General features: G+C 41.0%; 22 protein-coding genes and 4 pseudogenes. 16 read left to right on the plus strand and 10 right to left on the minus strand.

The features are described 5' to 3' along the window. Positions 1–4 precede the first annotated feature (4 nt). Both N8A86_RS00350 and N8A86_RS00355 read left to right on the plus strand, forming a co-directional pair. Positions 5–601, plus strand: coding sequence for an alkaline phosphatase family protein (locus N8A86_RS00350; RefSeq protein ID WP_273567257.1), 597 nt, complete (start codon positions 5–7; stop codon positions 599–601). A gap of 162 nt (positions 602–763) precedes the next feature. After that, positions 764–1882 carry an endo-1,4-beta-xylanase gene (locus N8A86_RS00355; protein ID WP_273567258.1) on the plus strand — a complete coding sequence of 373 codons (1119 nt, stop codon included), beginning with the start codon at positions 764–766 and terminating at the stop codon, positions 1880–1882. 137 nt (positions 1883–2019) lie between these two features. Here N8A86_RS00355 and N8A86_RS00360 read toward each other — a convergent pair whose 3' ends face one another. Next, the gene (locus tag N8A86_RS00360) at positions 2020–3327 is read right to left on the minus strand and encodes a serine hydrolase domain-containing protein (protein WP_273567259.1); all 1308 of its coding nucleotides are present in this window, start codon (positions 3325–3327) and stop codon (positions 2020–2022) included. A 142-nt stretch (positions 3328–3469) separates the two neighbouring features. Between N8A86_RS00360 and N8A86_RS00365 the strand changes: the two genes are divergently transcribed. After that, positions 3470–3820: a GIY-YIG nuclease family protein gene (locus N8A86_RS00365; protein ID WP_273567260.1), complete on the plus strand. Its 351-nt coding sequence runs from the start codon at positions 3470–3472 to the stop codon at positions 3818–3820. An 86-nt stretch (positions 3821–3906) separates the two neighbouring features. On the opposite strand, the pseudogene carB reads toward N8A86_RS00365, so the two are convergent. Then, a pseudogene (gene carB, locus N8A86_RS00370) lies at positions 3907–6757 on the minus strand (carbamoyl-phosphate synthase large subunit). A 111-nt stretch (positions 6758–6868) separates the two neighbouring features. Beyond that, on the minus strand, positions 6869–7036 hold the full coding sequence (gene rpmH, locus N8A86_RS00375; RefSeq protein WP_273567261.1) for a 50S ribosomal protein L34: 168 nt from the start codon (positions 7034–7036) through the stop codon (positions 6869–6871). A 188-nt stretch (positions 7037–7224) separates the two neighbouring features. Between rpmH and N8A86_RS00380 the strand changes: the two genes are divergently transcribed. Further along, a complete protein-coding gene (locus tag N8A86_RS00380; protein WP_273567262.1) occupies positions 7225–8109 on the plus strand; it encodes a DUF6263 family protein in 885 nt (294 codons plus the stop codon). Between the two features lie 10 nt (positions 8110–8119). Further along, the gene (locus N8A86_RS00385) at positions 8120–8635 is read left to right on the plus strand and encodes a DUF2892 domain-containing protein (protein WP_273567263.1); all 516 of its coding nucleotides are present in this window, start codon (positions 8120–8122) and stop codon (positions 8633–8635) included. A gap of 90 nt (positions 8636–8725) precedes the next feature. Here the strand turns inward: N8A86_RS00385 and N8A86_RS00390 are convergent, their stop codons facing one another. Both N8A86_RS00390 and N8A86_RS00395 read right to left on the minus strand, forming a co-directional pair. Further along, complete coding sequence (locus N8A86_RS00390; RefSeq protein ID WP_273567264.1) at positions 8726–9670, minus strand: lytic transglycosylase domain-containing protein; 945 nt, start codon at positions 9668–9670, stop codon at positions 8726–8728. Between the two features lie 49 nt (positions 9671–9719). Further along, a complete protein-coding gene (locus N8A86_RS00395) occupies positions 9720–10382 on the minus strand; it encodes an alpha/beta hydrolase (RefSeq protein WP_273567265.1) in 663 nt (220 codons plus the stop codon). Positions 10383–10547: 165 nt separating this feature from the next. Here N8A86_RS00395 and N8A86_RS00400 point away from each other — a divergent pair, with 165 nt between their 5' ends. After that, the gene (locus tag N8A86_RS00400; RefSeq protein ID WP_273567266.1) at positions 10548–10841 is read left to right on the plus strand and encodes a GNAT family N-acetyltransferase; all 294 of its coding nucleotides are present in this window, start codon (positions 10548–10550) and stop codon (positions 10839–10841) included. A 54-nt stretch (positions 10842–10895) separates the two neighbouring features. On the opposite strand, the pseudogene mtaB reads toward N8A86_RS00400, so the two are convergent. Next, positions 10896–12211 (minus strand): annotated as a pseudogene (mtaB, locus tag N8A86_RS00405) (tRNA (N(6)-L-threonylcarbamoyladenosine(37)-C(2))-methylthiotransferase MtaB); the annotation flags it as partial. Positions 12212–12489: 278 nt separating this feature from the next. Between mtaB and N8A86_RS00410 the strand changes: the two are divergent. Both N8A86_RS00410 and N8A86_RS00415 read left to right on the plus strand, forming a co-directional pair. After that, positions 12490–14106, plus strand: a complete 1617-nt coding sequence (locus N8A86_RS00410; protein WP_273567267.1) for a hypothetical protein — start codon at positions 12490–12492, stop codon at positions 14104–14106. Further along, a complete protein-coding gene (locus N8A86_RS00415; protein WP_273567268.1) occupies positions 14103–14237 on the plus strand; it encodes a hypothetical protein in 135 nt (44 codons plus the stop codon). Before N8A86_RS00410 ends, N8A86_RS00415 begins: the two co-directional genes overlap by 4 nt. A gap of 92 nt (positions 14238–14329) precedes the next feature. On the opposite strand, the gene N8A86_RS00420 is transcribed toward N8A86_RS00415, so the two are convergent. Both N8A86_RS00420 and N8A86_RS00425 read right to left on the minus strand, forming a co-directional pair. Further along, positions 14330–15505, minus strand: a complete 1176-nt coding sequence (locus N8A86_RS00420; RefSeq protein WP_273568991.1) for a GlmU family protein — start codon at positions 15503–15505, stop codon at positions 14330–14332. Between the two features lie 406 nt (positions 15506–15911). Continuing rightward, positions 15912–16160: pseudogene (locus N8A86_RS00425) on the minus strand (type B 50S ribosomal protein L31); the annotation flags it as partial. Between the two features lie 182 nt (positions 16161–16342). Here N8A86_RS00425 and N8A86_RS00430 point away from each other — a divergent pair. Beyond that, complete coding sequence (locus N8A86_RS00430; RefSeq protein ID WP_273567269.1) at positions 16343–16867, plus strand: DUF4199 domain-containing protein; 525 nt, start codon at positions 16343–16345, stop codon at positions 16865–16867. A gap of 34 nt (positions 16868–16901) precedes the next feature. Continuing rightward, positions 16902–17848, plus strand: a pseudogene (locus N8A86_RS00435) (glycosyltransferase family 2 protein). Here the strand turns inward: N8A86_RS00435 and N8A86_RS00440 are convergent. Beyond that, positions 17845–19350: a T9SS type B sorting domain-containing protein gene (locus N8A86_RS00440; RefSeq protein WP_337251792.1), complete on the minus strand. Its 1506-nt coding sequence runs from the start codon at positions 19348–19350 to the stop codon at positions 17845–17847. The pseudogene N8A86_RS00435 and the gene N8A86_RS00440 overlap by 4 nt on opposite strands. Continuing rightward, entirely contained in the window at positions 19323–20489 is a 1167-nt protein-coding gene (locus tag N8A86_RS00445) for a hypothetical protein (protein ID WP_273567270.1), read from the minus strand. Before N8A86_RS00445 ends, N8A86_RS00440 begins: the two co-directional genes overlap by 28 nt. Before the next feature lie 166 nt (positions 20490–20655). Here N8A86_RS00445 and N8A86_RS00450 point away from each other — a divergent pair, with 166 nt between their 5' ends. The 6 genes from N8A86_RS00450 to N8A86_RS00475 all read left to right on the plus strand — a co-directional run bounded on the left by N8A86_RS00450 (position 20656) and on the right by N8A86_RS00475 (position 25942). Beyond that, positions 20656–22365 carry a phospho-sugar mutase gene (locus N8A86_RS00450; RefSeq protein ID WP_273567271.1) on the plus strand — a complete coding sequence of 570 codons (1710 nt, stop codon included), beginning with the start codon at positions 20656–20658 and terminating at the stop codon, positions 22363–22365. A gap of 253 nt (positions 22366–22618) precedes the next feature. Beyond that, positions 22619–24187: an ABC transporter ATP-binding protein gene (locus tag N8A86_RS00455; protein WP_430682190.1), complete on the plus strand. Its 1569-nt coding sequence runs from the start codon at positions 22619–22621 to the stop codon at positions 24185–24187. Between the two features lie 220 nt (positions 24188–24407). Next, on the plus strand, positions 24408–24950 hold the full coding sequence (locus N8A86_RS00460; RefSeq protein WP_273567272.1) for an RNA polymerase sigma factor: 543 nt from the start codon (positions 24408–24410) through the stop codon (positions 24948–24950). Between the two features lie 104 nt (positions 24951–25054). Beyond that, positions 25055–25495 (plus strand): hypothetical protein, encoded by a 441-nt coding sequence (locus tag N8A86_RS00465; RefSeq protein ID WP_273567273.1) that lies wholly within the window; start codon positions 25055–25057, stop codon positions 25493–25495. Next, positions 25488–25721 (plus strand): hypothetical protein, encoded by a 234-nt coding sequence (locus N8A86_RS00470; protein ID WP_273567274.1) that lies wholly within the window; start codon positions 25488–25490, stop codon positions 25719–25721. Before N8A86_RS00465 ends, N8A86_RS00470 begins: the two co-directional genes overlap by 8 nt. Then, positions 25682–25942, plus strand: coding sequence for a hypothetical protein (locus N8A86_RS00475; protein WP_273567275.1), 261 nt, complete (start codon positions 25682–25684; stop codon positions 25940–25942). Before N8A86_RS00470 ends, N8A86_RS00475 begins: the two co-directional genes overlap by 40 nt. Positions 25943–26043: the final 101 nt, after the last annotated feature.

Raw genomic sequence — 26043 nt, forward strand, 5'->3', positions numbered from 1 at the left:
TTCATTGGCCCTAGCGGGCATTGCGATACCCGATTATATGGAAGGCAAGAACATATTCGCGGAAAATTATAAGGGCAGGGACTATGTCATTTCAACACGGGATCGCTGTGATTTTACTATCGACCGAATACGTTCCGTTCGGTCAAAGCAATTTAAATACATTCGTAACTTTCTTACCGACCGCCCCTACACACAACCTACATATATGGATGCTGACGGGGTTGAATTCGTAACCGTAATGCACCGACTGCACGCAGAAAACAAACTTGATACGGTACAGGCAAGGTTCTTTTCAGAGGAAAGGCCAAAAGAGGAGTTGTACGATATAAACGTAGATCCGTTCGAATTGGCTAATCTCGCTAATAATCCTAAATATGCCAAAACGCTTGCCCAATATGCTGACATACTTGAAAATTGGATTATCGAAACCGATGATAAAGGTCAATATCCGGAAAACGAGGAAAATTTGAAACTGATGTTAGGCATCTGGGGAGCGCATGCTGTAAATCCCGAATACGCACCACTAAGAGTAAAGTATAAAAATTTGGAGGGTTCTTTACGCGAACTTAAGAATCAAAGCTATCAAAAGCCGGTGGATTAAATCATAAGAACTCTTTGTTTGTATTCCCTTGCTGAAACGAGTTTCTAGCTCGTGCGCACCGTTCCCCGCCAATCTAAGACAGACGGCTTCTACTTGTTTGTTAACGAGCCTACCAATATTGAAATATGCTTTATCTTGGAGAAAAATTATATCCCAGTTAAAATGTGTACAAGAACATTGCTATTTGCCATAATCATTGTTTTTCTCGGTGCTTCCTGTAAAGAAGTTTCCAAGGAAAAACCGTTGAGCCAACACATTCGGGAGAGCACGGACAAAGGCATTAAAGATTGGGGCAATTTTCCTATTGGTGGCGCCATAAACGTTCGGAAAGCGCTAAAAGACCGAAAGCTCGATTCAATAACCGTACAAAACTTCAACAGTATTACCTCAACCAACGACATGAAAATGTATGCGATAGTAAAAGAGGATAGCATCCCTGATTTTACACGGGTCGACAGTCTCGTTTCGTATACCAAGAAAAACGGTATGCGACTCTTCGGTCGTGCCTTGGTTTGGCACTATGGGCTTCCAAAATGGATTTCAAAGACCACTGAAGAAAAGGGAGCTGCCTGGGCCGATACTTTCCTAAGAAAGTATATTGATACAGTAGTCCCCCGATATAAAGACGACGTTGTCGCTTGGGATGTGGTCAACGAAGCCTTTGATACCAAAACCGGAGCATACCGAAAGACCTTTTGGTACGAGACCTTTGGCAAAGAGTACATCGAGAAAGCCTTTCGATATGCCCATGCCGCCGATCCGGACGCCAAATTATTCTACAATGATTTTGGACAGGAAAAATATCCTGAAAAATTGGATAGCATCATTGCCATGGTGTATGATTTCAAGAATCGCGGGGTTCCCATTCGCGGAATCGGCCTGCAGATGCACTTGGAAATGGATACACCAGAACAAGCCATTGCCGATGCCTTGAAAAAATCCGCGGCCACGGGACTGCTGGTTCATATTTCAGAACTTGATATTATCTTCAACAAGCATAACGATGAAAATGATGGTGGAGAACAAGCAATCACTGAACTGACCGAAGAAATGAAACTGGCGCAAGCGGAAAAATTCAAACAAGTAGCACTCCTTTATCGCAAGCACGTACCGAAAGCGCAGCGATTCGGAATCACATTTTGGGATTTTAACGATCGTGATACGTGGATCAAGCCTTTCTTTGATTTGAAAGAGTGGCCAACAAACTATGATGAAAATCTAGACCCAAAACCAGCGTATTACGGTTTTATCGAAGGGCTGGTGACCAAAATTGAAAACTAAAGTATAGGGGCTAACTATTTTAATCTGCGTCGTCGTCGCTTCACGTTCTTTTGTTGGACTTGTTATTTTGAGTGTTCCCCAACTAACATACGTTTCGAAACGTAACTTTACTCGAATCAAGAATTTAAGTGTAGAAATCACTCAAAAGTGACCGTGGCTGTTTCGGCTGAGGTTTTAGACAAATTCTGTTTATCGTCATAAATACTGGCAACAATTTCCCTTAAATCTGGAATCACTGTTTTTGCCAATGGGGAGTTACTGTTCATCAACACGCAAATACCCAAATCATCATCCGGAAAGACCGCAATTTCATTCCTGAAATGATTTACGCTTCCTCCGTGGTGCCAGACGGTTTCTTCCGCTTTTGTAGTTAAATCTTCAAATCGATGAATCCGCCATCCAAAACCATAGTGCGATGAAAGGTGACCCGGCCACTTTTTGTAATATTTACGGCCGATATTAATATCCACTCTTGGTTCAAAAGCTTCCGCTAAGGCTGTTTTATCCATCACTTCGGGGTTGTGTCCCAACAAAAAACGCATCCATTTGGCCATGTCCAAGGCACTGGCATTGATACCTCCGGCAGCAATGGCATTGTGATAGCTATCGGTCAATTTGGTGCTTTTCCACCCTCTTCGGCTTCGTACATGAGGCATGGAAATATTGTCGGACTGCAGTAAAGTTTCGTAGTCCGTGGTGGCGGTATGCATTCCTAAAGGTTTGAAAAAGCGGTTTTGAAATAGTTCGGCGATTCCGTCACCCGTCGCCTTTTTCATGATCGTTGCACTAAGCGCGAACATGGCATTTTGATAGCTATACATTGTACCGGGTTCACTGATGGGTTTAACTTCAGTAAACTTTTTGGCAATCTTATCCAAGGAAACTCCCGCGTCGACCAGATTGGTAAAACTGTGGTAGGGTGTACCCGAGGTATGTGATAAAATAATGGCCAGCGTAATTTTATCCGTGTTGTTTTGGTCTCCCAAATGAAATTCTGGGATATAATCACTGACCTTATCGTCCCAATTTAATTTGCCTTCATTTTTTAAATCGGCGGCCAACACTCCGGTAAACCCTTTTGATAGGGATCCCAATCGAAAAATGGTTTCCCCATCGACCTTTTTCTTGGCATCGATGCTTCTTTTTCCGAATCCTTCAAAAAGTATAATGGAATCTCCTTGCACGATGCTAACCCCGGCACCAACGATATCTCCCGCAGCAATAGCTTTTTTAAAATAGGCCTGTACCGCCGTTCGTAGTTTTTGCTTTTTTAAATGGAACTCCCGTTCCCATGCGATATCGATAGCCGATTTCTTGGAATCGACATTCGAACTATAATCTTCGGAGTGAGCCGCGATTTGAGGTTCGGAATTGCTCAAAGCGGTTAGCATAAAGAACGAAAAAATCAGAAGTGCGACAACTGCCAAGATTTTAAATCGCTGCATAGGTTAAGTTTTGTTTGGTTTTGGCGAGTGGTTCATTATGGGACGAAAATAACCACCTAAAGATATAAACGCCTAATTTTATCTAATATTTCACAATTTTTTATGATGTTACACTCTCATTCTTAAACAGTATTTCAAACTAATGCCCAAAACCCAGTACCAAATTTATGTGGTAGAGCTCCACAAAAAGGTATTTACCGAAAACAGGAAGTTCCGGGAAGCGAATCCACAGTTCAACGGGGTGCTAGAATGCCTCTATGTCGGTATGACCAGTAAAACGCCCAAAGAACGTTTCGAGCAACATAAAAAGGGTGCGTTGAGCAAAAAGGGACACAATTTATCTTCGAGTATCGTCAAGAAATACGGTGGTTATCTGCGTCCTAGCCTTTACAACCATATCCCCCCGATGAGTTCGCGCGCGGAAGCCCTAAAAATGGAAGAAAAATTGGCTTTGGAACTTCGGCGGAAGCGCTATGCGGTTTGGTTTAACTGAACCTGCTGCGCAGGTAAATTCCAAGCACCAAATTCCAAATCCCATTTAATTTATTCTTGGGGTTTGGAATTTGTTTATTGGAATTTTTATTTCGATAGGTACATCTTACGACGATGGTACAGTTCGTAAAATTGATCATCCTTTAGATCATCGATAAAGAGAATGCTCTCGCCTGTACTTTTCATTTCAGGGCCCAAATTCTTGTTTACATTCGGGAACTTGTTGAACGAGAACACAGGTTGTTTGATTGCAAAACCTTCCAATTGCGGATTGAATTTAAAATCTTTTACCTTTTTCGCTCCCAACATTACTTTAGTCGCGTAATTGACATACGGCTCTTTATAGGCTTTCGATATAAAAGGAACGGTACGCGATGCCCTAGGGTTGGCCTCGATGATATAGACTATATCGTCTTTAATGGCGAACTGTATATTAATGAGTCCTACTGTTCTAAGCGCCAACGCAATCGTCTTTGTGTGATCTTTTATCTGCTGCATTACAAATTCACCAAGATTGAATGGAGGCAGCGTCGCATTGGAATCACCGGAATGAATACCGCAAGGTTCAATGTGCTCCATAATACCGATAATATAGATGTCCTCACCGTCGCATATGGCATCTGCTTCAGCCTCTATGGCACCGTCCAAATAATGGTCTAAAAGTAGTTTGTTGTTCGGTATGCTTCGAAGAAGTCCGACTACGGTAGCTTCCAACTCTTCTTTGTTGATCACAATTTTCATCCCTTGACCTCCCAATACATAAGAAGGTCGCACCAACAACGGAAATCCGAGTTCATCGGAGAGTTGCAAAGCTTCTTCCGCAGTTTCCGCTGTACCAAATTCAGGATACGGAATATCGTTTTCCTTTAACAATTCGGAAAAACTTCCACGATCTTCGGCCAAATCGAGTGCTTGATAACTGGTGCCAATAATCTTGATACCATATTTATCTAACTTTTCAGCCAGTTTTAAAGCAGTCTGTCCACCCAACTGCACAATAACGCCTTCGGGTTTTTCGTGACGGATGATGTCGTAGATATGTTCCCAAAAAACGGGTTCAAAATACAGCTTATCCGCTGTGTCAAAATCAGTGGAAACGGTTTCGGGGTTGCAATTAATCATAATGGTCTCGTACCCACATTCGGCTGCGGCCAATACGCCGTGTACACAACAATAGTCAAACTCGATGCCCTGCCCGATTCGGTTCGGCCCAGAACCTAGTACGACGATTTTCTTGCGGTCGGTCACTATGCTGTCGTTCTCTACATACCGCTCTCCTTCCGCAGTCTCTATCTCCGCCTCAAAGGTAGAATAATAATATGGCGTCATCGCCTTGAACTCCGCAGCGCAGGTATCGACAAGTTTATAGACCCTATTTACGCCCATTTCAACACGCTTGTCGTAGACCTCACTTTCGTAGCAGTCCAACATAAAAGCGATCTGGCGGTCGGCAAAACCTTTTGCTTGGCCTCTAACATCAATTCTTTTGATAGGGAGCCAATCGCATATTTCGATATTTCTTTTTCAAGATTGTGAAGCTCTTCATATTGGCGCAAGAACCACATATCGATTTTGGTTATATCATGTATGCGACTCAAGGGAATTCCCATCTGAATCGCATCATAGATAACGAAAACCCGATCCCAACCAGGTATTTTCAACTTTTGAAGAACTTGGTTGTAATCTTTGAGTCCTTTTCCATCGGCACCTAGTCCGTTTCTATTGATTTCCAACGATTGTGTGGCCTTGTGAAGTGCTTCCTGAAAAGAACGTCCGATACCCATAACCTCGCCGACCGATTTCATTTGAAGCCCAAGGGTCGTATCGGAACCTACGAATTTATCAAAATTCCATCGCGGTATCTTTACTATTACATAATCTAAAGTAGGTTCGAACAATGCGGATGTTGATTTGGTAATCTGGTTGTCCAATTCATCCAAATGATAGCCAATGGCCAATTTGGAAGCTATTTTCGCAATCGGATATCCCGTAGCCTTTGATGCCAAAGCCGAAGAGCGGGAAACCCGTGGATTGATCTCTATGGCGATAATATCTTCTTTCTCATCAGGACTGACCGCAAATTGCACATTACATCCCCCCGCAAAGTCACCGATACTGCGCATCATATGAATGGCCATGTCACGCATTCTTTGATAGGTTCTATCGGAAAGCGTCATCGCAGGGGCAACAGTTATGGAGTCACCTGTATGAATGCCCATGGGGTCCATATTTTCGATAGCACAGATAATTACTACGTTATCGTTTTTATCCCGTAGTAATTCCAGCTCATATTCTTTCCAGCCCATCATCGCCTTATCAATCATCACTTCGTGAATTGGTGATATTTCGAGTCCGCGACTTAAGAGTTCGTCAAAATCCTCTTTTCTGTAAACGATGGAAGCACCTGCACCACCAAGTGTGTACGAAGCACGAACGCATAGGGGAAACCGAATTCTTGAGCAATTTCTTTCCCTTTTAAAAAGGAAGTTGCTGTGGCCTGCGGTGCCATACCGACTCCGATTTTCATCATCAGCTCCCTGAACTTCTCGCGATCTTCAGTTATGTTGATCGCATCGATATCCACACCGATAATTTCAACACCAAAATCTTCCCAAATACCTTTTTCATCGGCTTCGATACAAAGGTTTAAAGCCGTTTGCCCACCCATCGTTGGTAATACAGCATCAATTTGAGGATGTTCTTTTAAGATTTGTATCAGGGATTTAGTGTTTAACGGTTTCAAGTAAATATGGTCGGCCATAACCGGGTCGGTCATGATCGTTGCCGGATTACTATTGATCAGAATGGTTTCTATACCATCTTCTTTTAAGCTTCGCAAGGCCTGTGAACCCGCATAATCAAATTCGCATGCTTGACCAATGACAATGGGGCCAGAACCAATTATCAAAATCGACTTTAAATCCTTTCTTTTCGGCATTTTAATGTATTTGTGTAAGTGTTAATGAGTAACGAAGTATTACCATTTGGACAAAAAAAGGTGCTACTTTCAGAAAAGTAACACCTTGAATATTTATAAAATTTTCAATCATTATTTTTTGTGTCTCGGCTCAGAGGATACGGATAGTTTTTTTCTTCCTTTCGCTCTTCTTCGAGCAAGAACTTTTCGGCCGCTTACGGTTGCCATACGTTCTCTAAAACCATGCTTGTTTCTTCTCTTGCGTTTTGACGGCTGATATGTTCTTTTCTGTCCGGGCATTTTTTAATCCTTTTCGTTGTTTTAGCCTGATGCGGTTTCATCCGCAAAATCTGGGCGCAAATATACGAAGAGTTTTTGCTCTGGCAAATGGATTTAAAAAAATATTTTTCAACACCGTATTTAGTGGGGCTTAATGGTTTTTACTACTTTTGCCACAGCAATTTTCAAGGCCTAAAAAACCACACATTATGAGATATTTTGTAGCATTGACCTTTTTATTTTTGACATCGGCCCTGGTCTTTTCTCAAACAAAATTGCAATACGATCTTGAGAAGAATTCTGTTTTTGAGATTCAACAACGAGCAGAGCAAATCATTACCCAAGAATTGGACGGTGCCACCCACGAACTCAATAACGTCATAGATGGCATATTGGAATTCAAGGTGCTTGGGGAAGTCGATGGCACTTACGAGATTGCGCTTACCTTTAAAGACCTAAATCTAAAAATGACCTCTAGTATTCAGGGAGAATTGATGAATGTCAAGGCCAAGGATACCACCAAAGGAGATATGCAGTCCAAAATCTTCAACAGTTTATTGGACAATCCTGTTTCACTGATCTTAGCGAAGACAGGAGATATTCTTGAGGTGAAGGGTGGCGACAGTCTCGTTGCCAAAATGGCCCAAGCATCGGGCCTGGAAGATGATTTTTCGCTGAACATGATGAAAGCCAATCTTGAAAAGGAGTTCGGCTCCGAGGCATTATCGAACAATTACAAACAAATGACTTTTATTTATTCTCCCGAAGCGGTTCAAGTGGGTGACAGTTGGCAAAATGAATATATGGGGAAACTTAATGCAAAAAATACGTGGATGTTGACCGAACTGAATAAGGAAAAAGTAGACATTAGCGGCACGGCCGATGTTGTTATGCTTGTGGAAGAACCTGCCACTACGATGAAACTTAACGGCACTCAAGACACTAAAATTATGGCCGATCTGACTACGGGATTTATTCAAAAAATGACCGTGACCGGAACTTCAACTGGCACCTCAACAATGGCTCAAATGGGAGATGCCGAAATTCCTACGACCATAAAATCAACGATTACCTACGAATTAATCAAAGAATAAAATAACCATCATGTTCAACAAGAATATCAAATTAATACTAGCAGGACTTATTATTTTCTATGCAGGATATCAATTTGTTGAAGGAAATATCGGCAATGGCATCGCCCTTATATTTCTTTCATTGATCTTTATCTTTTTATACTTCAGGAACGAAATGATATTGTTGGCATTTCTGCGCATGCGGAAACAAGACATGGAAGGCACCCAAAAATGGTTGGACAAGATCAAAAACCCAGAAGCGGCATTGGTCACAAAACAGCAAGGATATTATAATTATCTACATGGAATTCTGCACTCCCAAAAAAACCTGACACAGGCTGAAAAATACTTCAAAAAAGCCCTGAAACTAGGGTTAACGATGGACTATGATGTCGCCATGGCCAAGTTGAGCCTTGCCGGTATTGCCATGCAGAAACGTCGTAAACGTGAAGCGACCACTTTACTTAACGAAGCCAAAAAGTTGGATAAGAACAATATGCTGACAGAGCAGATCAAGATGATGCAGCAGCAGATGAAAAAAATCTGAGCGAAGTAAAAGACCTCGCCCAGATTTTTAAATGCTCAAATTCCAAAACGCACTTGTTGGAATTTGGAATTTATTTTTATTGGAATTTTATTACTTATAGTATCCCTTATTCGGAATCTCGATTACATAGGTCTTTCCTGAACTATTGTTCAAGTGTGGTTCGCGCAACCAAGGATTGTGTCGTTTTAGTATTTTGTAGTTGATCTCGTATTTCTGGGCATAATCGGCGAAACTTAGTACGGGTTCGTTCAGCTCCACTTTAAAAGTAGGAACAGAACTATAGAGGTCTTCTTTCTCGACATCGAATCCATACTTTTCGGGATGGCTCAATATTTCCTTAATGGCCATAATACGAAAAAGATATCTTCCGGTCTCTTCTCCCAATAATAAATCATAATAATTTTCAACCTGCTGTACGCCGATATATTTGTCAATGTTACCGGTTCCGGTATTGTAGGCCGCAGCGGTCAAAGTCCAATTTCCATACTTTTCTTTGTACTTGTTCAAATATCGGCAAGCCACTTCGGTCGATTTTTCAAGATGGTACCGTTCGTCAACATTGTTGTTGATCTCCAAACCGTATTCCTTCCCGGTTGCTTTCATAATCTGCCAAAAACCGGTAGCCCCTGCATGGGAAACCACATTCTGGAGTCCGCTTTCGGCGACCGCCAGATATTTAAAATCATCCGGCACCCCATTTTTGGCCAAAATAGGTTCGATAATAGGAAAGTACTTATGTGCACGCTTCATCAAAAGCAATGCGTTTGACTGCCAATAGGTGTTTACCAAAAACTCCCGATCCACACGTTCCATGATTTCGGGATCGTCTTGTGGCACCTTTTCTCCAGCGAAGTTCAGATCTTCAGGAATGTCGATTGCCGATATACGATATCCTTCCGCCACATTTTTTTCTACATCGTTCTCCATCTTATCCGAATTTTCCTGTGGTTCAAGGTTGTTCTGAACGGCAAACACCAAGGTGCTTATCACAAAAAAGACGCCTAAGAGCATCAAAATATTCTTTAAAATCTTCATAACTTAAAATTTATTCCTATCTAAATATAAAGGTAGTATTACAACTCACTTATTCCAAAATAATTGTGGGCAGGTGTTCATTAAACCATTTTGAACGATGAATGATCATCGTATGGGTTCCATTTTTTACTTTGATACAGTCTTCTATGTAACTTATTGGAAAAACGGCATCTTTATCCCCATGAATATGTACAAGACAATCCTGGCATTCAGATTGGTTCCAATTCACGATTTGATCGATGGACCAATCAATATAGTATTTATCGCGAATGGACAAGTATTCTTCATACAGCTCCAACCGTTTGGTTACCGTTTCGCCAAAAGCATATTTGGCCAAAAGCTCGACATTGTTGACTAAGCCCGTTGGCAGTAGTTTATGTGCTTTGGTGTACTTCGCAAACTGCATTTTTTTCGGAAGTTCGGCGGTCTTCTTAACGCTCGATACCACTATTATTTTTTTTACGGGCCTGAGTTTGGCCATTTCCTGCACCAACATTCCGCCAAATGAAACGCCGAGCAACACGGGGTTTTCATGTTTAATATTTTTGTTCATGACCGACGCGTACTCCGCAAGGGACATGTTTTTATCAGGAACGAACCATTCGAGCAAATGCTGTTCAAAAGTTTCGGTTGGAAGTTTTATGTTTTTAAATATAGATGGGTTCGCCGCCATTCCCGGCATTAGGTAAACATGTGTCTTTTTATGGGTCATACGACGAAACGCTGTGATATTCTTAGGAAAAACGTAATTTTTTTTTACTTTTGTACCAGTTGCAGGAATTACCCACAAATTTCGGCATATGCTGTAAAAGTAGCCAATTACGATCAGGGAACGTCGTAATTTTTTTGTCTAAGACCAATTTTAAAATCACACTATATGAATGAAGTAGAAATTAAGGACAACAGTTTCTTGCGCCAATTTGAAACTAGGGTCGATGGACATTTAGCGAAGATTGAGTATTCATCGCAAGAGCGTAAAGTATTTTTGACCAAATTGGTCATTCCTGAAGAAATTACCAGGGAAGGGTTTAGAGAAGATTTCATCAAATCCGTTCTTCACGTCATTCAAGAGAACAACCAACGTGTAGTTCCAACAAGTCCGCAAATTGCGGGATTTTTAAGGAAAAACCGACAGTACAAAGAAATGTTACCCGTGGGTATACGTATCTGACCGACCTAAAGAAAAAGACAATCCCGCCTCAGAGCGGGATTTTTTTGCCCCTACCCTACTTTCTACAAAATCGAACCGCATCAGCCCATCCACGTCTATTTCGGTAAGTTCGACTTCATGCAACGTATTCACCAATTCTGGATTCCATGGCGCTTTTACCTTGATGTAATTTTCGGTAAACCCGTGAATATAACCTTCTTTGTTCTCGCCTTCGAAAAGTACGGTTCTCAAGGTACCCAACTGACCTTCATAAAAGGCCCTTCTTTTTTTAACGGAAAGTCCGCGTAGCATCTTACTTCTTTTGTTTCTAATGTTTTTGGCACGACACCGTCCATCTTGGCCGCAAGGGTATTATCTCTTTCGGAATAGGTAAACACATGCAAATAAGAAATATCCAGTTCATTTAAGAAATAATACGTTTGAAGGAAGTGTTCATCGGTTTCCCCGGGAAATCCTACGATGACATCGACACCGATACAGGCATTGGGCATGGTTTCCTTGATTCTTTTCACCCTATCAACGTACAAACCACTCATATATCTCCGTTTCATACGTTTCAACAAATCATCACAACCGCTCTGTAACGGAATATGAAAGTGAGGCACGAACGAATCACTCTGTGCAACAAAATCAATGGTCTCGTTTTTCAAAAGATTGGGTTCGATGGATGATATCCGCAATCTATGGATGCCTTCCACCTTGTCCAAAGCCTTTACCAAATCCAAAAAAGTATGTTCATGTTTTTTGTTGCCAAATTCTCCTTTGCCATAATCGCCGATGTTTACACCTGTCAGCACAATTTCCTTAATTCCCTGAGTGGAAATTTCCGAAGCATTTTTCAGTACATTTTGTAAAGTATCACTACGGCTAATCCCCCGTGCCAAGGGAATGGTACAATAGGTACATTTGTAATCACAACCATCTTGTACCTTTAGAAAAGCTCGTGTTCGATCTCCAATGGCATAACTGCCCACATAAAAATCGGCATCCTCGATTTCACAAGAATGTATCGCCCCTTGGTCATTTTTTGTCAGGTCATTAATATAATCGGTAATCTTAAATTTTTCTGTAGCACCCAAAACCAAATCGACCCCATCAACAGCGGCTAATTGTTCGGGTTTTAATTGGGCGTAACATCCTATAGAAGCAACAAATGCCTCAGGGTTCACTTTCTGTGCCTGCTTCACGATAGTCTTAAAACGTTTGTCGGCGTTCTCGGTTACCGAACAGGTGTTGATGACATACATATCGGCATGTTCTGAAAAGTCGACGCGTTCGAAACCTTCGCCCTCAAAACCTCTGGCTATAGTAGAGGTCTCTGAGAAGTTAAGTTTACAGCCCAATGTGTAGAATGCGACTTTTTTCTTCATTGTTTATAAAAAATCGGGGGGAGCGCAAAGATACTATAAACTTAGCTTTTGTTACGGTGGCCCCTTTTCATTTGCTCGATATAATAACCCTAGTTAAAATCCCCTATTCCATTTGGCTCATCAAATTTGAATATTTATTGGTAAAATCTACGATTTTGGCAGCTACTTCCTTAAAATCAACCATTTAAAACAATTGATTTGAAAAAAAATCGAATAACTACTGGTTTTCAGGTATTTAAAAAACCTGAGAAATTCAATACATTTATACTAAACAAAAAATGACCACTACCATGTTTCAAAGAATCGTCGATATGAATAGAATCATACCTATTTTAAAAAGTATTTCAGTTTTTGTTCTGCTTTTTCATTTTTCAGCTTCTAGAGGCCAAGGCCCCGAGCTTCAAGAATACCAAAGGGATTTAAAATCCCTTTTAAGTACCGTTGATGCCAATGGCCGAACCTATCGTCAGACCATCGTGTTTGGTGCGCTTGGCAATGCAGAGATTACGGTAAACGAAGTCAATAGCAAAGGTGAAGAATTAGAGAGCAATTACGAATTTGCACTATCGGACATTAACCCTAGAGCGGTACGGAAGCTTATGAACAAAGATATTATTAGGGTCGAATTGTTCGCCAAAGGAAATCAAAAACTAATAAAAAAGACTTGGGACGGCGGGAATAAAATTGCCTATGTACCCGACATTATTTTATATGCAGCCGATAACGACAACGGTATGGACCTAAAGCAAGCTTTTCAAGAATCGGTTCCGTTTGCGATACAGGTAGAAAAAAACGTACTATCATTGAACACTTACGACGAACATCTGAATTGGTTAGTAAATAATATTGACGATGTAAAACTTGCAAACGAGCGGGTAACACAAGGGCTGCAATTGGAATCGGGCACCGCCGAGTCGGTCGTTCTAAAACAGGTAAAAGGAGGTCACAGTACCGAGTCGGTCCTAAATCTTTCGCATCTCAACCCGAATTCTGCCGAATACCATATTTCGGGGGACGAGATTTTCATCGAAGTCCATACCAAGGGCGGAAAAAATGGTGTCAAGTATTCGGTAGACGGTACCCATAAAGATTATCGGGATTTTATAAGAGTCTTTGCCAACTCCATTACCGACGCAAAAAAAATCTATAATGTTTTGCAGGATATAATTCCTTTGGCCGAAGCCGAGTTCAAGAATGCACGACCCGATTTTGATTCAAATTCAGAAACCGTTCGCTATATTAACGATCAGATCAAAAGAGTAGTCAACGCCGAGGGCACCTTTTCACAGCAATTCAGCATTCAGGACGATGCCGCTACCGTTACTACCCAAGAAGTTCGTGGCAACAAGAATTTCAACCACGAATATACCTTCAGCTTGACGGATATCAATCCGTTCAGCATACAACTAGAAACAAAAAAGACGATTATTTTTCTTGAACTTATCGTTAAAAATAGCCAACCTTTTATCCGGCACATCGAAAACGATACACCGCAAAATTATCGCCATTACATACGGCTTTATTTTGATTCAAGGGAGGATGCACTTCTTGTTCAAGATGCACTTAAAACCCTAATCAAAGACCTAGAAGCGAAAAAAGAACAAGAGGCGAACAGCTCTAGGATGACCATTCGAAAAGCGTGGGAAAATATAGCGTCGCAGGTATCAAAAGTAGAAAACGGCGAGGAACATTTTGATCAGCGTATAGAAATGCTCGATAACGAAACCAGCGCACTTAAATACACAAAACACATCAGCAACCCCAAGAAAGATAGGGAAATAGTCTATGAATTCGGTGCCAAGGAAGTAAACCCATTTACTACCGAAATCCATGTCTCGGGTAGCCGAGTATGGGTCGAATTGATTACCCGAAACAAAAGAAAGCGATCAAAGTGACCGAAAACGGCGAAGCGCGCGACTACAATTACATTGTGGAGATCGAAGCAAATTCAATCGCCAATGCAAAAGAGATCATGGGTACCTTCAAAAAATTATCGGAACTATACGACGAACGGATCGGAGGTTGATCTGGAATCTTAATTATGACATTTTACGGCTTCCATCGTAATTCTAGGAGGAAGTCGTTAAGGATATACCGGAAACCGAAACAAGAAACTTCCTAATAATTCCGCCACTTTTTAGTAAGCTCAAAAACATGCTCTAGAATCCGGGCTTCTTTGTCGTCGAACTCTACTCCTCTTCTTGCCATCATGACTTTGGCCGCTTCAAAGGCCTTTGAGGTGTGGTAGGTCGAAAAACCTGACGCACCGCCCCAACTAAAACTGGGGACAAAATTTCTTGGAAAACCGGGAACATAGATATTGCAATTCACACCAATCACGGTACCGGTGTTGAACATGGTATTAATGGCACTCTTACTATGATCGCCCATCATAAGGCCACAAAATTGCAGTCCAGTTTGTTCAAAGCTTTCTGTGGCGTAGTTCCATATTCGGACTTTGGCATAGTTGTTCTTCAGGTTCGAATTATTGCTATCTGCCCCGATATTGCACCACTCGCCCAATACTGCATTTCCCAGGTACCCCTCATGGCCCTTGCTCGAATAGCCAAAAATTACCGAATTACTGATTTCCCCACATACTTTTCCATGGGGCCCAATGGTCGTCGGACCGTAAATTTTAGCACCCATTTTGACCACGGCTTTTTCACAAAGGGCAAAAGCGCCGCGAATTAGGTTTCCTTCCCATACTTCGGAATTCTTTCCTAAATAAATGGGGCCTTCCGTAGCATTAAGAATGCTGTGTTCTACAATGGCACCTTCTTCCGCAAAGATATTTTCAGGATGTATCAGGGTGTTCGTTTTCGAAATTGGGGCGCTCTTTCTTCCCGCCGTAAGTAAATCAAAATCGGCCTGAAGGGCTTCCCCGTTTTTTGAGAAAATATCCCAAGTATACTCGATACGAAGTACTTCCTCCTCAAATTCAATTTGTTCATATGTTGAAAAATCGACTTCTTCTTGAGTTTCCCTAGTAAAAAATGCAATGACCTCTTCCCCTTGAAAAATGGCCTCATTTTCCTTGAGACCTTCAATCAAATCGACTAATTTCTTATTCGGCAGGAAAGATGCATTAATCAATACATTCTCGTCCATTTCTACCATGGGGTATTTCTCGGAAAGATATTCTTCGGTTATAGTGCTGGTGGTATTTCCCAAATATTGTTCCCATTTCTCGCGAATAGTCAGTATTCCGATGCGGATATCAGCCACCGGACGGGTAAAAGTAAAAGGCAAAAGCGCGTTACGTACCGAACCGTCAAAAAGAATGTAATTCATGGATTTTGTCTGTTTGAATGCAAAAATAGCAATATCCGAGGACGGAAGCGGAAGGAAAATGTTCAAGGGTTGTTTTTTGTCCTTAATTGAATCCGCTCACTCGGACGTGACCTCCCTAAATCCCTCCCAAGCAGGGACTTTAACCTCTCATAATCCGGAAAGATAGTAGCTATTTTAAATTACCGAATTCGTATCCCTCCCCTTGGGGGAGGTTAGGTGGGGTCCGTCCGAGTAAGCAATAAAAGTCCAAACCATAAAAGACCTCCGATACCAATACCGGAGGTCTTTTATATATTGTTCGAAGAAACGTCTATTCCTCTTCCTTGCTCGCCTCGGCTTCCACTTTGGGAGCTTCTTCCGCTTTTGGAGCTTCCTTTTCTACTACTTTTTCAGCGGCAGGAGCAACTTTTTTGAACTTATCGTACTTGCTTTTGAACTTGTCGATACGTCCGGCAGTATCCAAGAATTTCGCCTTACCAGTATAAAACGGATGGGATGTTCTTGAAATTTCCAATTTTACCAAAGGGTACTCAACACCATCGACTTCTAAAGTCTCTTTGGTATCGGCCGTAGATTTGGTCAAAAACACATCGTCATTCGACATGTCTTTAAAGGCGACCAAACGATAATTCTCTGGGTGTATATCTTTTTTCATTTCTAATTTTAATTAACGCACCCATTTCCGACAGGCACTGAAATTCAGGCTGCAAATTTAATCAAATTAAATCATCCTGCAATTTAAAATTATAAAAAGAACCATAAAAAATCGTATTTTTAGATGTAACAAATAGTACATGAATGCAACTAACTTAAGAAACAACTAAAAATCACAATAAAATGGAAGAAAACCAACCTAAAATATCAAAATATGCCTTGACTTACGGAGGTATTTTCGGGGGCATCGGTATCGTATTTGCCCTTATGCTTTATTCTATGGATATGCATTATCAAGGTGGAATGATGGTCATCGTGATCAGTATCGTTCTAACCCTAGCCGCCATTGTTCTAGGGCTATTGCAGTTTAGAAAGGCCAATGGAGGTTTTATGTCATTTGGTCAAGGCATGAAATTGGGCGTAGGAATTTGTTTGATCGCTGGAATTATAGGCATTTTGTTCAACCAAATTATTGCCAACGTTATCGATCCCGATATGATGGAGAAAGCCATGACGTATCAAAAGGAGCAATTGATGGAGACCACGAAAATGACCCCCGATCAAATTGATGCTCAAATGGAAATGGCCAAAAAATTTCAGACCCCGACGATGCAGCTTTTATTCGGACTTCTTTACGTGGTCGTTAGCGGATTCATATTCTCCCTTATTCCGGCGTTGGCGCTAAAAAAGACCGAAAATCTCAACTAATTCGTACTTTTGAAAAGTTATTCAGAAGTACTGCATGAATTTATCCATAGTTATTCCTCTTTTAAATGAAGAGGAATCTTTAAAAGAACTTTATGATTGGATTGCATCCGTAATGCAATCCAATCGGTTTTCTTATGAAGTTCTTTTCGTGGATGATGGCAGCACCGATAATTCTTGGAAAATCATCTCAGACCTATCCCAAACCTACCCTGAGGTCAAGGGAATTCGTTTTCTTCGGAATTTTGGAAAGTCACAAGCGTTACATGCCGGTTTTAAAGCTGCACAGGGCGATGTCGTGATTACCATGGATGCTGATTTGCAGGACAATCCTGAAGAAATCTCCGATTTATACCACTTGATAAAAAATGAGGGGTTTGATTTGGTCTCAGGTTGGAAAAAAAGCGATACGATTCAGTACTCTTTAAGAACATGCCCTCGAAACTGTTTAATTGGGCGGCTCGAAGAACTTCTGGTGTAAAACTCAATGATTTCAACTGCGGTCTGAAAGCATATCGCAAAGAGGTGATAAAGAACATTGAGGTTTCAGGCGAAATGCACCGTTATATACCCGTTTTGGCCAAAAGTGCGGGTTTTTCGAACATTGGAGAAAAAATAGTACAACATCAGGCCCGTAAATATGGCAAAACTAAATTCGGTATGGAACGATTTATAAACGGCTTTCTCGATTTGATCACCATCTGGTTCGTCTCTAAGTTCGGCAAACAGCCCATGCACTTATTTGGCGCCCTGGGCGTACTGATGTTCATCATCGGTTTTGGGTTTGCGATATATTTGGGTATCGATAAACTTTTTATCAACCCTATGGGGAGACTGATTACGGATCGACCGCAATTCTATTTATCATTGACGGCCATGATTATCGGAACCCAATTATTCTTAGCTGGATTTTTAGGAGAAATTTTGATTCGCTCTAGAAAAAATGAAGCGCGCTATATCATTGAGGAAACCCTAAACGTCTAACGTTTTAGTGTAAAATGTCCTGTAATTTCCCGTTTACCTTCCAACTTAAGTTTGTACCAATAATCGGCTGAAGGCATTTGTCTTTCAAGGTAAGTTCCATCCCACCCTTCTTGGGCTTCCTGAAATGTTTTGATCAGTTTGCCGTACCTATCGTAGATCGAGATACTGAAGTTGGGAAAATATTCAGCATTTTCAAAGGTCCAAATATCATTTATACCATCGTTATTCGGGGTAAAAAAGGAATCGACAGCTCCGACCACAACCGTTTCCTTTAGTTCGGTACAATCGTTTGTTATAAGTATTTCATAAACTCCCGGCGTCAAATTCTGAAATGTATTCGACTCTTGAAAAGAAAGGCCATCATCGATTGAATATAAAACTTGTTGCTGTCCATCTTCAGAAACTTGAATTACTATCTCATTGGAAACCCTAAAATCATTCACCTTGATTTCATCGATTTCAATTTTCGGGCTTTCCTCGACCATAAAAATCTGGACATAACTACAAGTCCCTTTAGTAAAAGTTACCTCATAGATTCCGGCAGAATCTACTCGGATACTCTCCGAGTTTTCACCGTTTGACCATTCATATCGGTCATAATCTGGGAGTGCGTGAAGATTTGCTTCATTATTGCATAGAAGGACCACTTTCTGTTTTTCATAGTCAGGAGCCCAAATGAAACTCAAACCAACACTACCTATAAAATCGCAAGCATCGTCATTTTCAATTCTGAAGTACAGTATTGGTAATGCCAAGGGCTCCAAGGTATAATTATCGGTAATTATAGGATCTAACTCGTAAAGGGCATCCTCTTCCGAAGCATAGACTGTAATCGATTGTGCCTGAAAAAAATCATCTTGTAAGGGGATTAATATATCGTTCATGTTAAGTGTAGGGTTTCTTGCAATATCTAATTCACATACCTCTATGGTATCATAAAGTCCTAAATTTGAAGCGGGTCTTACAGAAAGAGAAATTTCGATGATCACAAAACATTCAGCGTTTTCAAAAGCCCTGGCGTAAATAGTTTGGCCATTGGTCAAATTCATATATCCTATCGGATTCAGTTGGCCCGTGTTGGAAATGGCATCGGCCAAATTGTCAAAAAAAAGTGCTTTAATATTTCGATTCCCGTTGTTGAATATCTTAACGGATTCGTTTAGATTAAAACTGGTAATTCCGTCATCTACACCATCGATATCGCATTGTACCAGCTCGATATCCGGGGCGACCTGAGGCACACCTACGATTTCTACAAACTCAATGAAATTTCGCTCAGATCCATTATTATACAAAACATCTACGTTTACTGTATATACCCCAGGAGCGGAAAAAACGTGCCCAGCATTAAAATCCTCAGAAAAATTGTCAGCACCCGATTCTATATCTCCAAATTCCCAATGTACTTCTTGAATCGTACTGGAATCCTCAATATCAAAAGTCGTGAGGTCCCCTTCACAAAAATTATCAATTGTTACGATAGTTTCAAAGAAAGACTGTATAAAAGGGGTAGCCCATAAGAAGAAGTGCGGGTGCCCAGCGCGAGTTGAAAAGGCCTAAAATCACAATTGATTCCTGATAGATTCGGAGTTCTAATCACTGAAAGAGTTTCATTTGGGATGGAGTGATATATTTTCTTATCTATCCCGATTTGCAGTGCACCGGATATTTTTCCGTCCAACCTTCTTTCGTACCTGTGAACAACATATTCAGAGGAAGCAATATTGTCTTCCTCCAAATCGAACTGCACCAACTCTACTTCTCCTAAATCAGTATTGAGCGAATCATTAGCAAATTGCAAACCGCTAGCGTATAACTTGGAAGAATTACTGGAAAACTCCACGCCATAGTATACCCTACTGGCGTTCAATGTGGTAGGGTTCAAAACTCTACCAGTAGCACTATCGAAATCGTAGAGGTACAAAATTCCCTGCTGTTTAGGCTCAATCACCGTATGAGCAGCCGCCAATTTACTGCCGTCCGGAGAAATTTTAATACTCCCTCGAAAATTTTCAAAGTTATCAATATCAGGACCTACCCTAGAAATTACAGGAGTATCGTCTACTCCATTTGCATCTACTTTATAAGAGAAAAAGCTATCCAGATAATGTGTGACAACCCAATAATTATCTTCTTCAAAATTTCGAACCGCGGTTACATTTTCAGAAGCATTTGTCAATAAATCTATATTTTTTATAATCACTGATCCTCTGCCCCCATCGCCAAGCATATCGATTACGCTATAGTTAAAACCATTTGATTCTTCTGAGGTTCCATCTTCATATGCCAGTACATCATCGGGGGTAAAAACGTAATAAATATTTGTTTGAACAGGATTAGGGACCACCAACGCAGATTGTGAAGTTGAGAAGCTACCATTTAAAAGCAACCCATTTTCCATGACCTCATGAAGCCGGTTCCAGACCGTGTTACCATCAGTATAGAACAATAAATTGCCCTCAGGGTCAGAAAAACTCTCACATCCTTCCAGTGTCTTAAGCTGTCCATCCAGCAACGGGACCGGAGTTCCCGAATTAAAGTCCAGTCCCGCATTGTTCCCAAAGTACCAATTAGCAGCCTCACGTTGCCCAAGTGCGGGCAAAGCGTACAACCAAAGTAAGAACAACAATAGGAATCGCATCCGCACAATATATGGTAAATGGTCGATTTGTAAAAATAAGAGTAAAACATACCACATTAAATGGAAAAAGCTACCGTTCATCGATGTTTTGCGATAGATGAAAACTTCGCTAATTCGCCAAAGTTTCAATTTTCTAATGTAATTTTGAAAATCTTAGAAATAGAGCATGGATAGCATTTTAAACACCGCCAAAAGCTGGCTGACCGATTTTTTCGATACCGATGTAAAATCGGAAGTCCAGAAACTGATAGACACCGATCCCGAAGAACTCAAAGACCGCTTTTATAAGAATATGGAATTCGGCACAGGCGGAATGCGAGGCGTCATGGGCGTCGGCACCAATCGCATCAATAAATACACTTTGGGGAAGAGCACCCAAGGCCTGAGCAATTATTTGAAAAAAGTATATGCCGGCGAAGACCTTCAAGTGGTCATTGCCTATGACTGTCGCCACAACAGCGACACCCTTGCAAGAACGGTTGCGGAAGTTTTTTCCGCTAACGGAATCAAGGTGTTCTTATTCTCGGAGTTGCGTACCACCCCAGAACTTTCGTTCGCGGTGCGGCATTTGAAGTGTCATGCCGGAATCGTCTTGACTGCATCGCACAATCCGCCTGAATATAATGGTTATAAAGTGTACTGGACGGATGGCGGACAAATTGTACCTCCTGAGGACAAGGAGATTATCGCGGAAATCAATTCCCTTTCTTTTGAGGACATTAAATTTAAGGCAAATGATAATTTGATAGAGTTGATCGATAGCGAAGTCGACGAGGCCTTTCTTTCGGAATCTGTCAAAAATGGAAACTTCCAAGCTGCTGGCAAAGATGATTTTAAAATCGTTTTTACCTCGTTACATGGCACATCGATTACCGCCATTCCTGAAGTTTTGAAACGTGCAGGTTATAGAAATGTTACGGTCATCGAAGAGCAGGCCAAACCTGACGGGAACTTTCCGACGGTAAAATCGCCAAATCCCGAAGAACCGGAAGCCTTGTCCATGGCCGTAAAAAAAGCCAAGGAAATTGGTGCAGATATGGTAGTAGGTACGGATCCCGACAGTGATAGACTAGGTATTGCTGTGCAGAATTTAGAGGGCCAAATGGAAATTGTCAACGGTAATCAAGCGATGATATTGATGACAAAATTCCTTTTGGAAAAACAAAAGAAAAAAGGATTCAAGGGCAATGAGTTTGTCGCCACCACGATTGTGTCCACCCCAATGATGGAAGTAATGGCAAAAGCCTACGGCGTAGAATTTAAGACAGCCCTGACAGGCTTCAAATGGATCGGCAAAATGATAAAAGACTTCCCGCAATCGAAATTCATCGGTGGTGGTGAAGAAAGTTTCGGTTACATGGTGGGCGACTTCGTTCGAGACAAAGATGCTGTCATCTCTACCCTACTCGCCTGTGAAATAGCATCCCAAGCAAAAGCTAACGGAAGTTCTTTTTACAAAGACCTAATCGATTGTTATGTCGAATACGGATTTTATAAAGAACATTTGGTTTCCCTAACCAAAAAAGGAATTTCGGGTGCCGAGGAAATCAAGCAGATGCTGAAAGATTTTAAGGATAATCCTGTGGAAACGGTCGCAGGTTCCAAAGTAAAATGGATCGAGGATTACAATACCTCCACGGCCAAGAATGTGATGACGGGCGAAGAAAAAAACATCGACCTTCCCAAAGCAAATGTTTTGATCTACGAGACCGAAGACGGCACACGGGTTGCGGCAAGACCTAGTGGAACGGAGCCAAAGGTTAAGTTTTATATCAGCACCAACGCTGAATTGGATTCCGCCGAAAACTTCAAAAAAATTTCAGCAGAACTTGACGCCAAAATCCAACGGATCTTGGGAGAACTCAATTTGAGTTAATGGACTATTTCAAAAAAATCCTTCGTTTTGCGGGGCCCTATGAAAAGTACGGCTATCTAAATATTTTCTTCAACATGCTGTATGCGCTTTTCAGTGCGCTTTCGTTTGCAGCGTTGATACCAATGTTGAGGGTGCTATTCGAACAGTCAAAACCCGTGACTACCCCCCCGTGTACAATGGAATACGAAATGTTCAAGACTTTGTCATGGACTCTCTCGGATATCAGGTAACGTTGTATGCTGGCAGCGACAAGATGAAGGGACTGGTTTTGGTCATCGGCCTTGTACTCATTCTCTTTTTGCTCAAAAATCTATTCAATTATTTGGCGATGTACTTTATCACCTTCCTTCGAAACGGTGTTTTGAAGGATATCCGCAATGCCATGTACCAAAAAATAACCGATCTGCCGATTTCCTATTATTCCGAAAAAAGAAAGGGCGATGTGATCGCACGTATTACTTCGGATGTTTTGGAAATTCAACATTCCTTTCTGTCCATTCTTGAGCTTATCGTTCGCGAACCCTTGACCATTCTTTTTACGATTCTGGTCATGTTCAGTATCAGTGGCAAGTTGACCCTCTTCGTTTTTATTTTCATTCCCATTGCGGGAGCCATCATTTCTTGGATTGGCAAATCCCTAAAAAAACAATCCGACAACGTACAGCGCGAGCAGGGTGAATTTTTATCCATCGTCGAGGAAACCTTGGGTGGACTTCGGGTAATTAAAGCCTTTAATTCTGAATCTCGATTTTATAAAACCTTTAGTGCATCGACCAATCGGTTTTTCGATTTTAGCAACAAATTGTTGAACCGCCAAAACCTGGCGTCACCCACTGGTGAATTTTTAGGCATTCTGGTTATAGGCGTATTGTTATGGTTCGGAGGAAAAATGGTCTTGGTCGAAGAGACCTTGGATGCCGCCTCTTTTATCGCATATATGGGTCTAGCCTATAATATATTGACTCCTGCAAAATCAATCAGTAAAGCATCATACGGCGTTAAAAAAGGTAATGCCGCCGCCGAACGGGTTTTGGAGATTCTGGAAACTGAAAACCCCATTATCGATAAAGGGAATGCGATTGAAAAAACAAGTTTCGATTCAGGAATAGAATTAAAAAACATTTCCTTCAAGTATGAAGATGAATATGTACTGAAAAACTTTGACCTAACAGTTCCCAAAGGCGATACTGTTGCATTGGTAGGCCAGTCGGGAAGCGGTAAAAGTACTATTGCCAACCTCGTAACGCGTTTTTACGACGTCAACGAAGGCGAAATCAATATCGATGGCACCGATATCAAAGACCTGACCAAAAAATCTCTTCGGAATTTAATGGGGCTAGTCACGCAAGATTCCATACTTTTCAATGATACCGTGGCCAAGAATATTTCCCTCGGAAAAGAAAATGCATCCGAAGCAGAAATCATCGAAGCTGCAAAAATCGCCAATGCCCATGAATTCATTGTTGACCTTCCCGAAAGCTACGATACCAACATTGGCGACAGCGGAAACAAATTGAGTGGCGGACAAAAACAGCGTTTATCGATTGCGCGGGCCGTTTTAAAGAATCCCCCGATCATGATTTTGGACGAGGCGACATCCGCTCTAGATACCGAAAGCGAGCGCTTGGTACAAGATGCGTTGGAAAAAATGATGCGAAACAGAACTTCTATCGTTATTGCACATCGTTTATCGACCATTCAAAAAGCAAACAACATCGTCGTACTCCAAAAAGGCGAAATCGTTGAGCAAGGAACGCATGATGAGCTTTTGGCCAAAAACGGTACGTACAAGAAGTTGGTAGAGATGCAGTCGTTGGGTTAACGCAACAGTCTTTGCCAGGAGCGTTCCGAATTTTTTAAGTTTCCTTAAAATTTTAATGTGACAAAGCAAACTTTTGGACCTTGGCATCAGATTCAAAAGATTGCTTCATCGCCACGACCATTCTCCTTTCTTGGAATTTTTATTTGGCTTCTCGCAAAGACGAAGACTAAACCTTTCCTTAACTTTACTGTCAAACCCAAGAACTTAAGTCCGAGGATCATTGTTAGGAGAGGAAACTTTAGTGAATCAGTTACAATCAAAGGATACCCAGTCTCAAGCCTTTGAGGTGTTGGTCGATACCTATAAACAACGATTGTATTGGCATATCCGTAGGATTGTATTGGACCATGACGATACCGATGATGTGCTACAAAATACCTTCATCAAAGTCTACAAAAATATCGACGGATTCAAAGGCGATAGCAAACTCTATTCTTGGATGTACCGTATCGCGACCAATGAGGCCCTGAGTTTTTTAAAGGTTAAATCAAAAAAATCGGGAATAGAAAATAGTGAACTTCAAGACAGCATGATAAATAATCTGCAATCGGATGTATACTTTGAGGGAGACGAAATACAATTGAAACTTCAAAAAGCAATCGCAACCTTACCGGAAAAACAAAAACTGGTGTTCAACATGAAATATTTTCAAGAATTGAAATATGAGGAAATTTCGAAAATTCTCGAAACCTCGGTAGGTGGATTGAAAGCATCGTACCATTTGGCCGTAAAAAAGATAGAATCATTTTTAAAGGAGGATTAAACCTTTTAACCATTTGATAGTCAAATCAAAGTGATGAACGAATTGAACAAAAAAATCCTTTTAAAACCCCTGAAGAATACTTCGAAGGTTTTAATGATAGGTTGATGGATAGGCTTTCCGAAGGAAAATCCGTTATTCCTAAGGAGGAAGGTTTTGTCGTTCCCGAAAACTATTTTGAATCGTTGCACGAGAACATCCTGAAAAAGATGGATGCGGAGGAAACTAAAGTTATCCGACTAAATCCGTATAAAAAATATTATTATGCGGCGGCATCGATTGCAGCCATTGTTTTGGTCGTTCTCGGGTTAAATTGGAATACTGCGGAAGCTCTCACTTTTGACGATTTGGCCGCTTCCGATATTGAAACCTATTTCGAGAATAATGAATTCGATTTGAGCACCTATGAAATTGCGGAAGTCATACCCGTTGATGAACTTGAAATAAACGATGTTTTGGAAAATCGCTTCGCGGAAGAAAACATGTTGGAGTATCTTGACGAAAACATAGATGACTTTGAAGCGTTAAATCTTGAAGACGATGAATAATCTAAAAAAAATAATGCTGATGGTACCGCTGTTGGCTGTTACCCTGTCCTTCGGGCAAAATCGCCCTGACAAGGATAAGATAAAATCTTTGAAAATTGCCTTTATTACGGAACGTTTGGACCTAAGTACTAAAGAGGCACAAACTTTTTGGCCGATCTACAACGAGTACGAAGAAAAAGGGAGGCGTTGCGCCAAAAAGAACGTAGGCAAATACGTAATAAAATAAAGGAATCTGAAAATCTCTCCGAAAAAGAAGCCGCCCAATTATTGAAACAATACCTCAGTTTCGAAGAAGAAGAAGAAGAGTTGGACAAAGCGTTTATCGAGAATATTACCGAAGTCATATCGGCCAAAAAAACGCTTTTATTATTGCGTTCGGAGGAAGAATTCAAACGGCAATTGATAAAACAATACCGTCAAAAACGAGGTGGTGGTGGATTTCGATAAATCATTTTCGATGAAAGACTAAAAAAGAGGCCAAATGGCCTCTTTTTTTATTAAACCATCTCTTTGTTTAAAAGTCAAAAAGATATAACCCATAAAATTAA

The organism is Maribacter halichondriae (assembly GCF_027474825.1).
In the GTDB taxonomy this organism is placed as follows: domain Bacteria; phylum Bacteroidota; class Bacteroidia; order Flavobacteriales; family Flavobacteriaceae; genus Meishania; species Meishania halichondriae.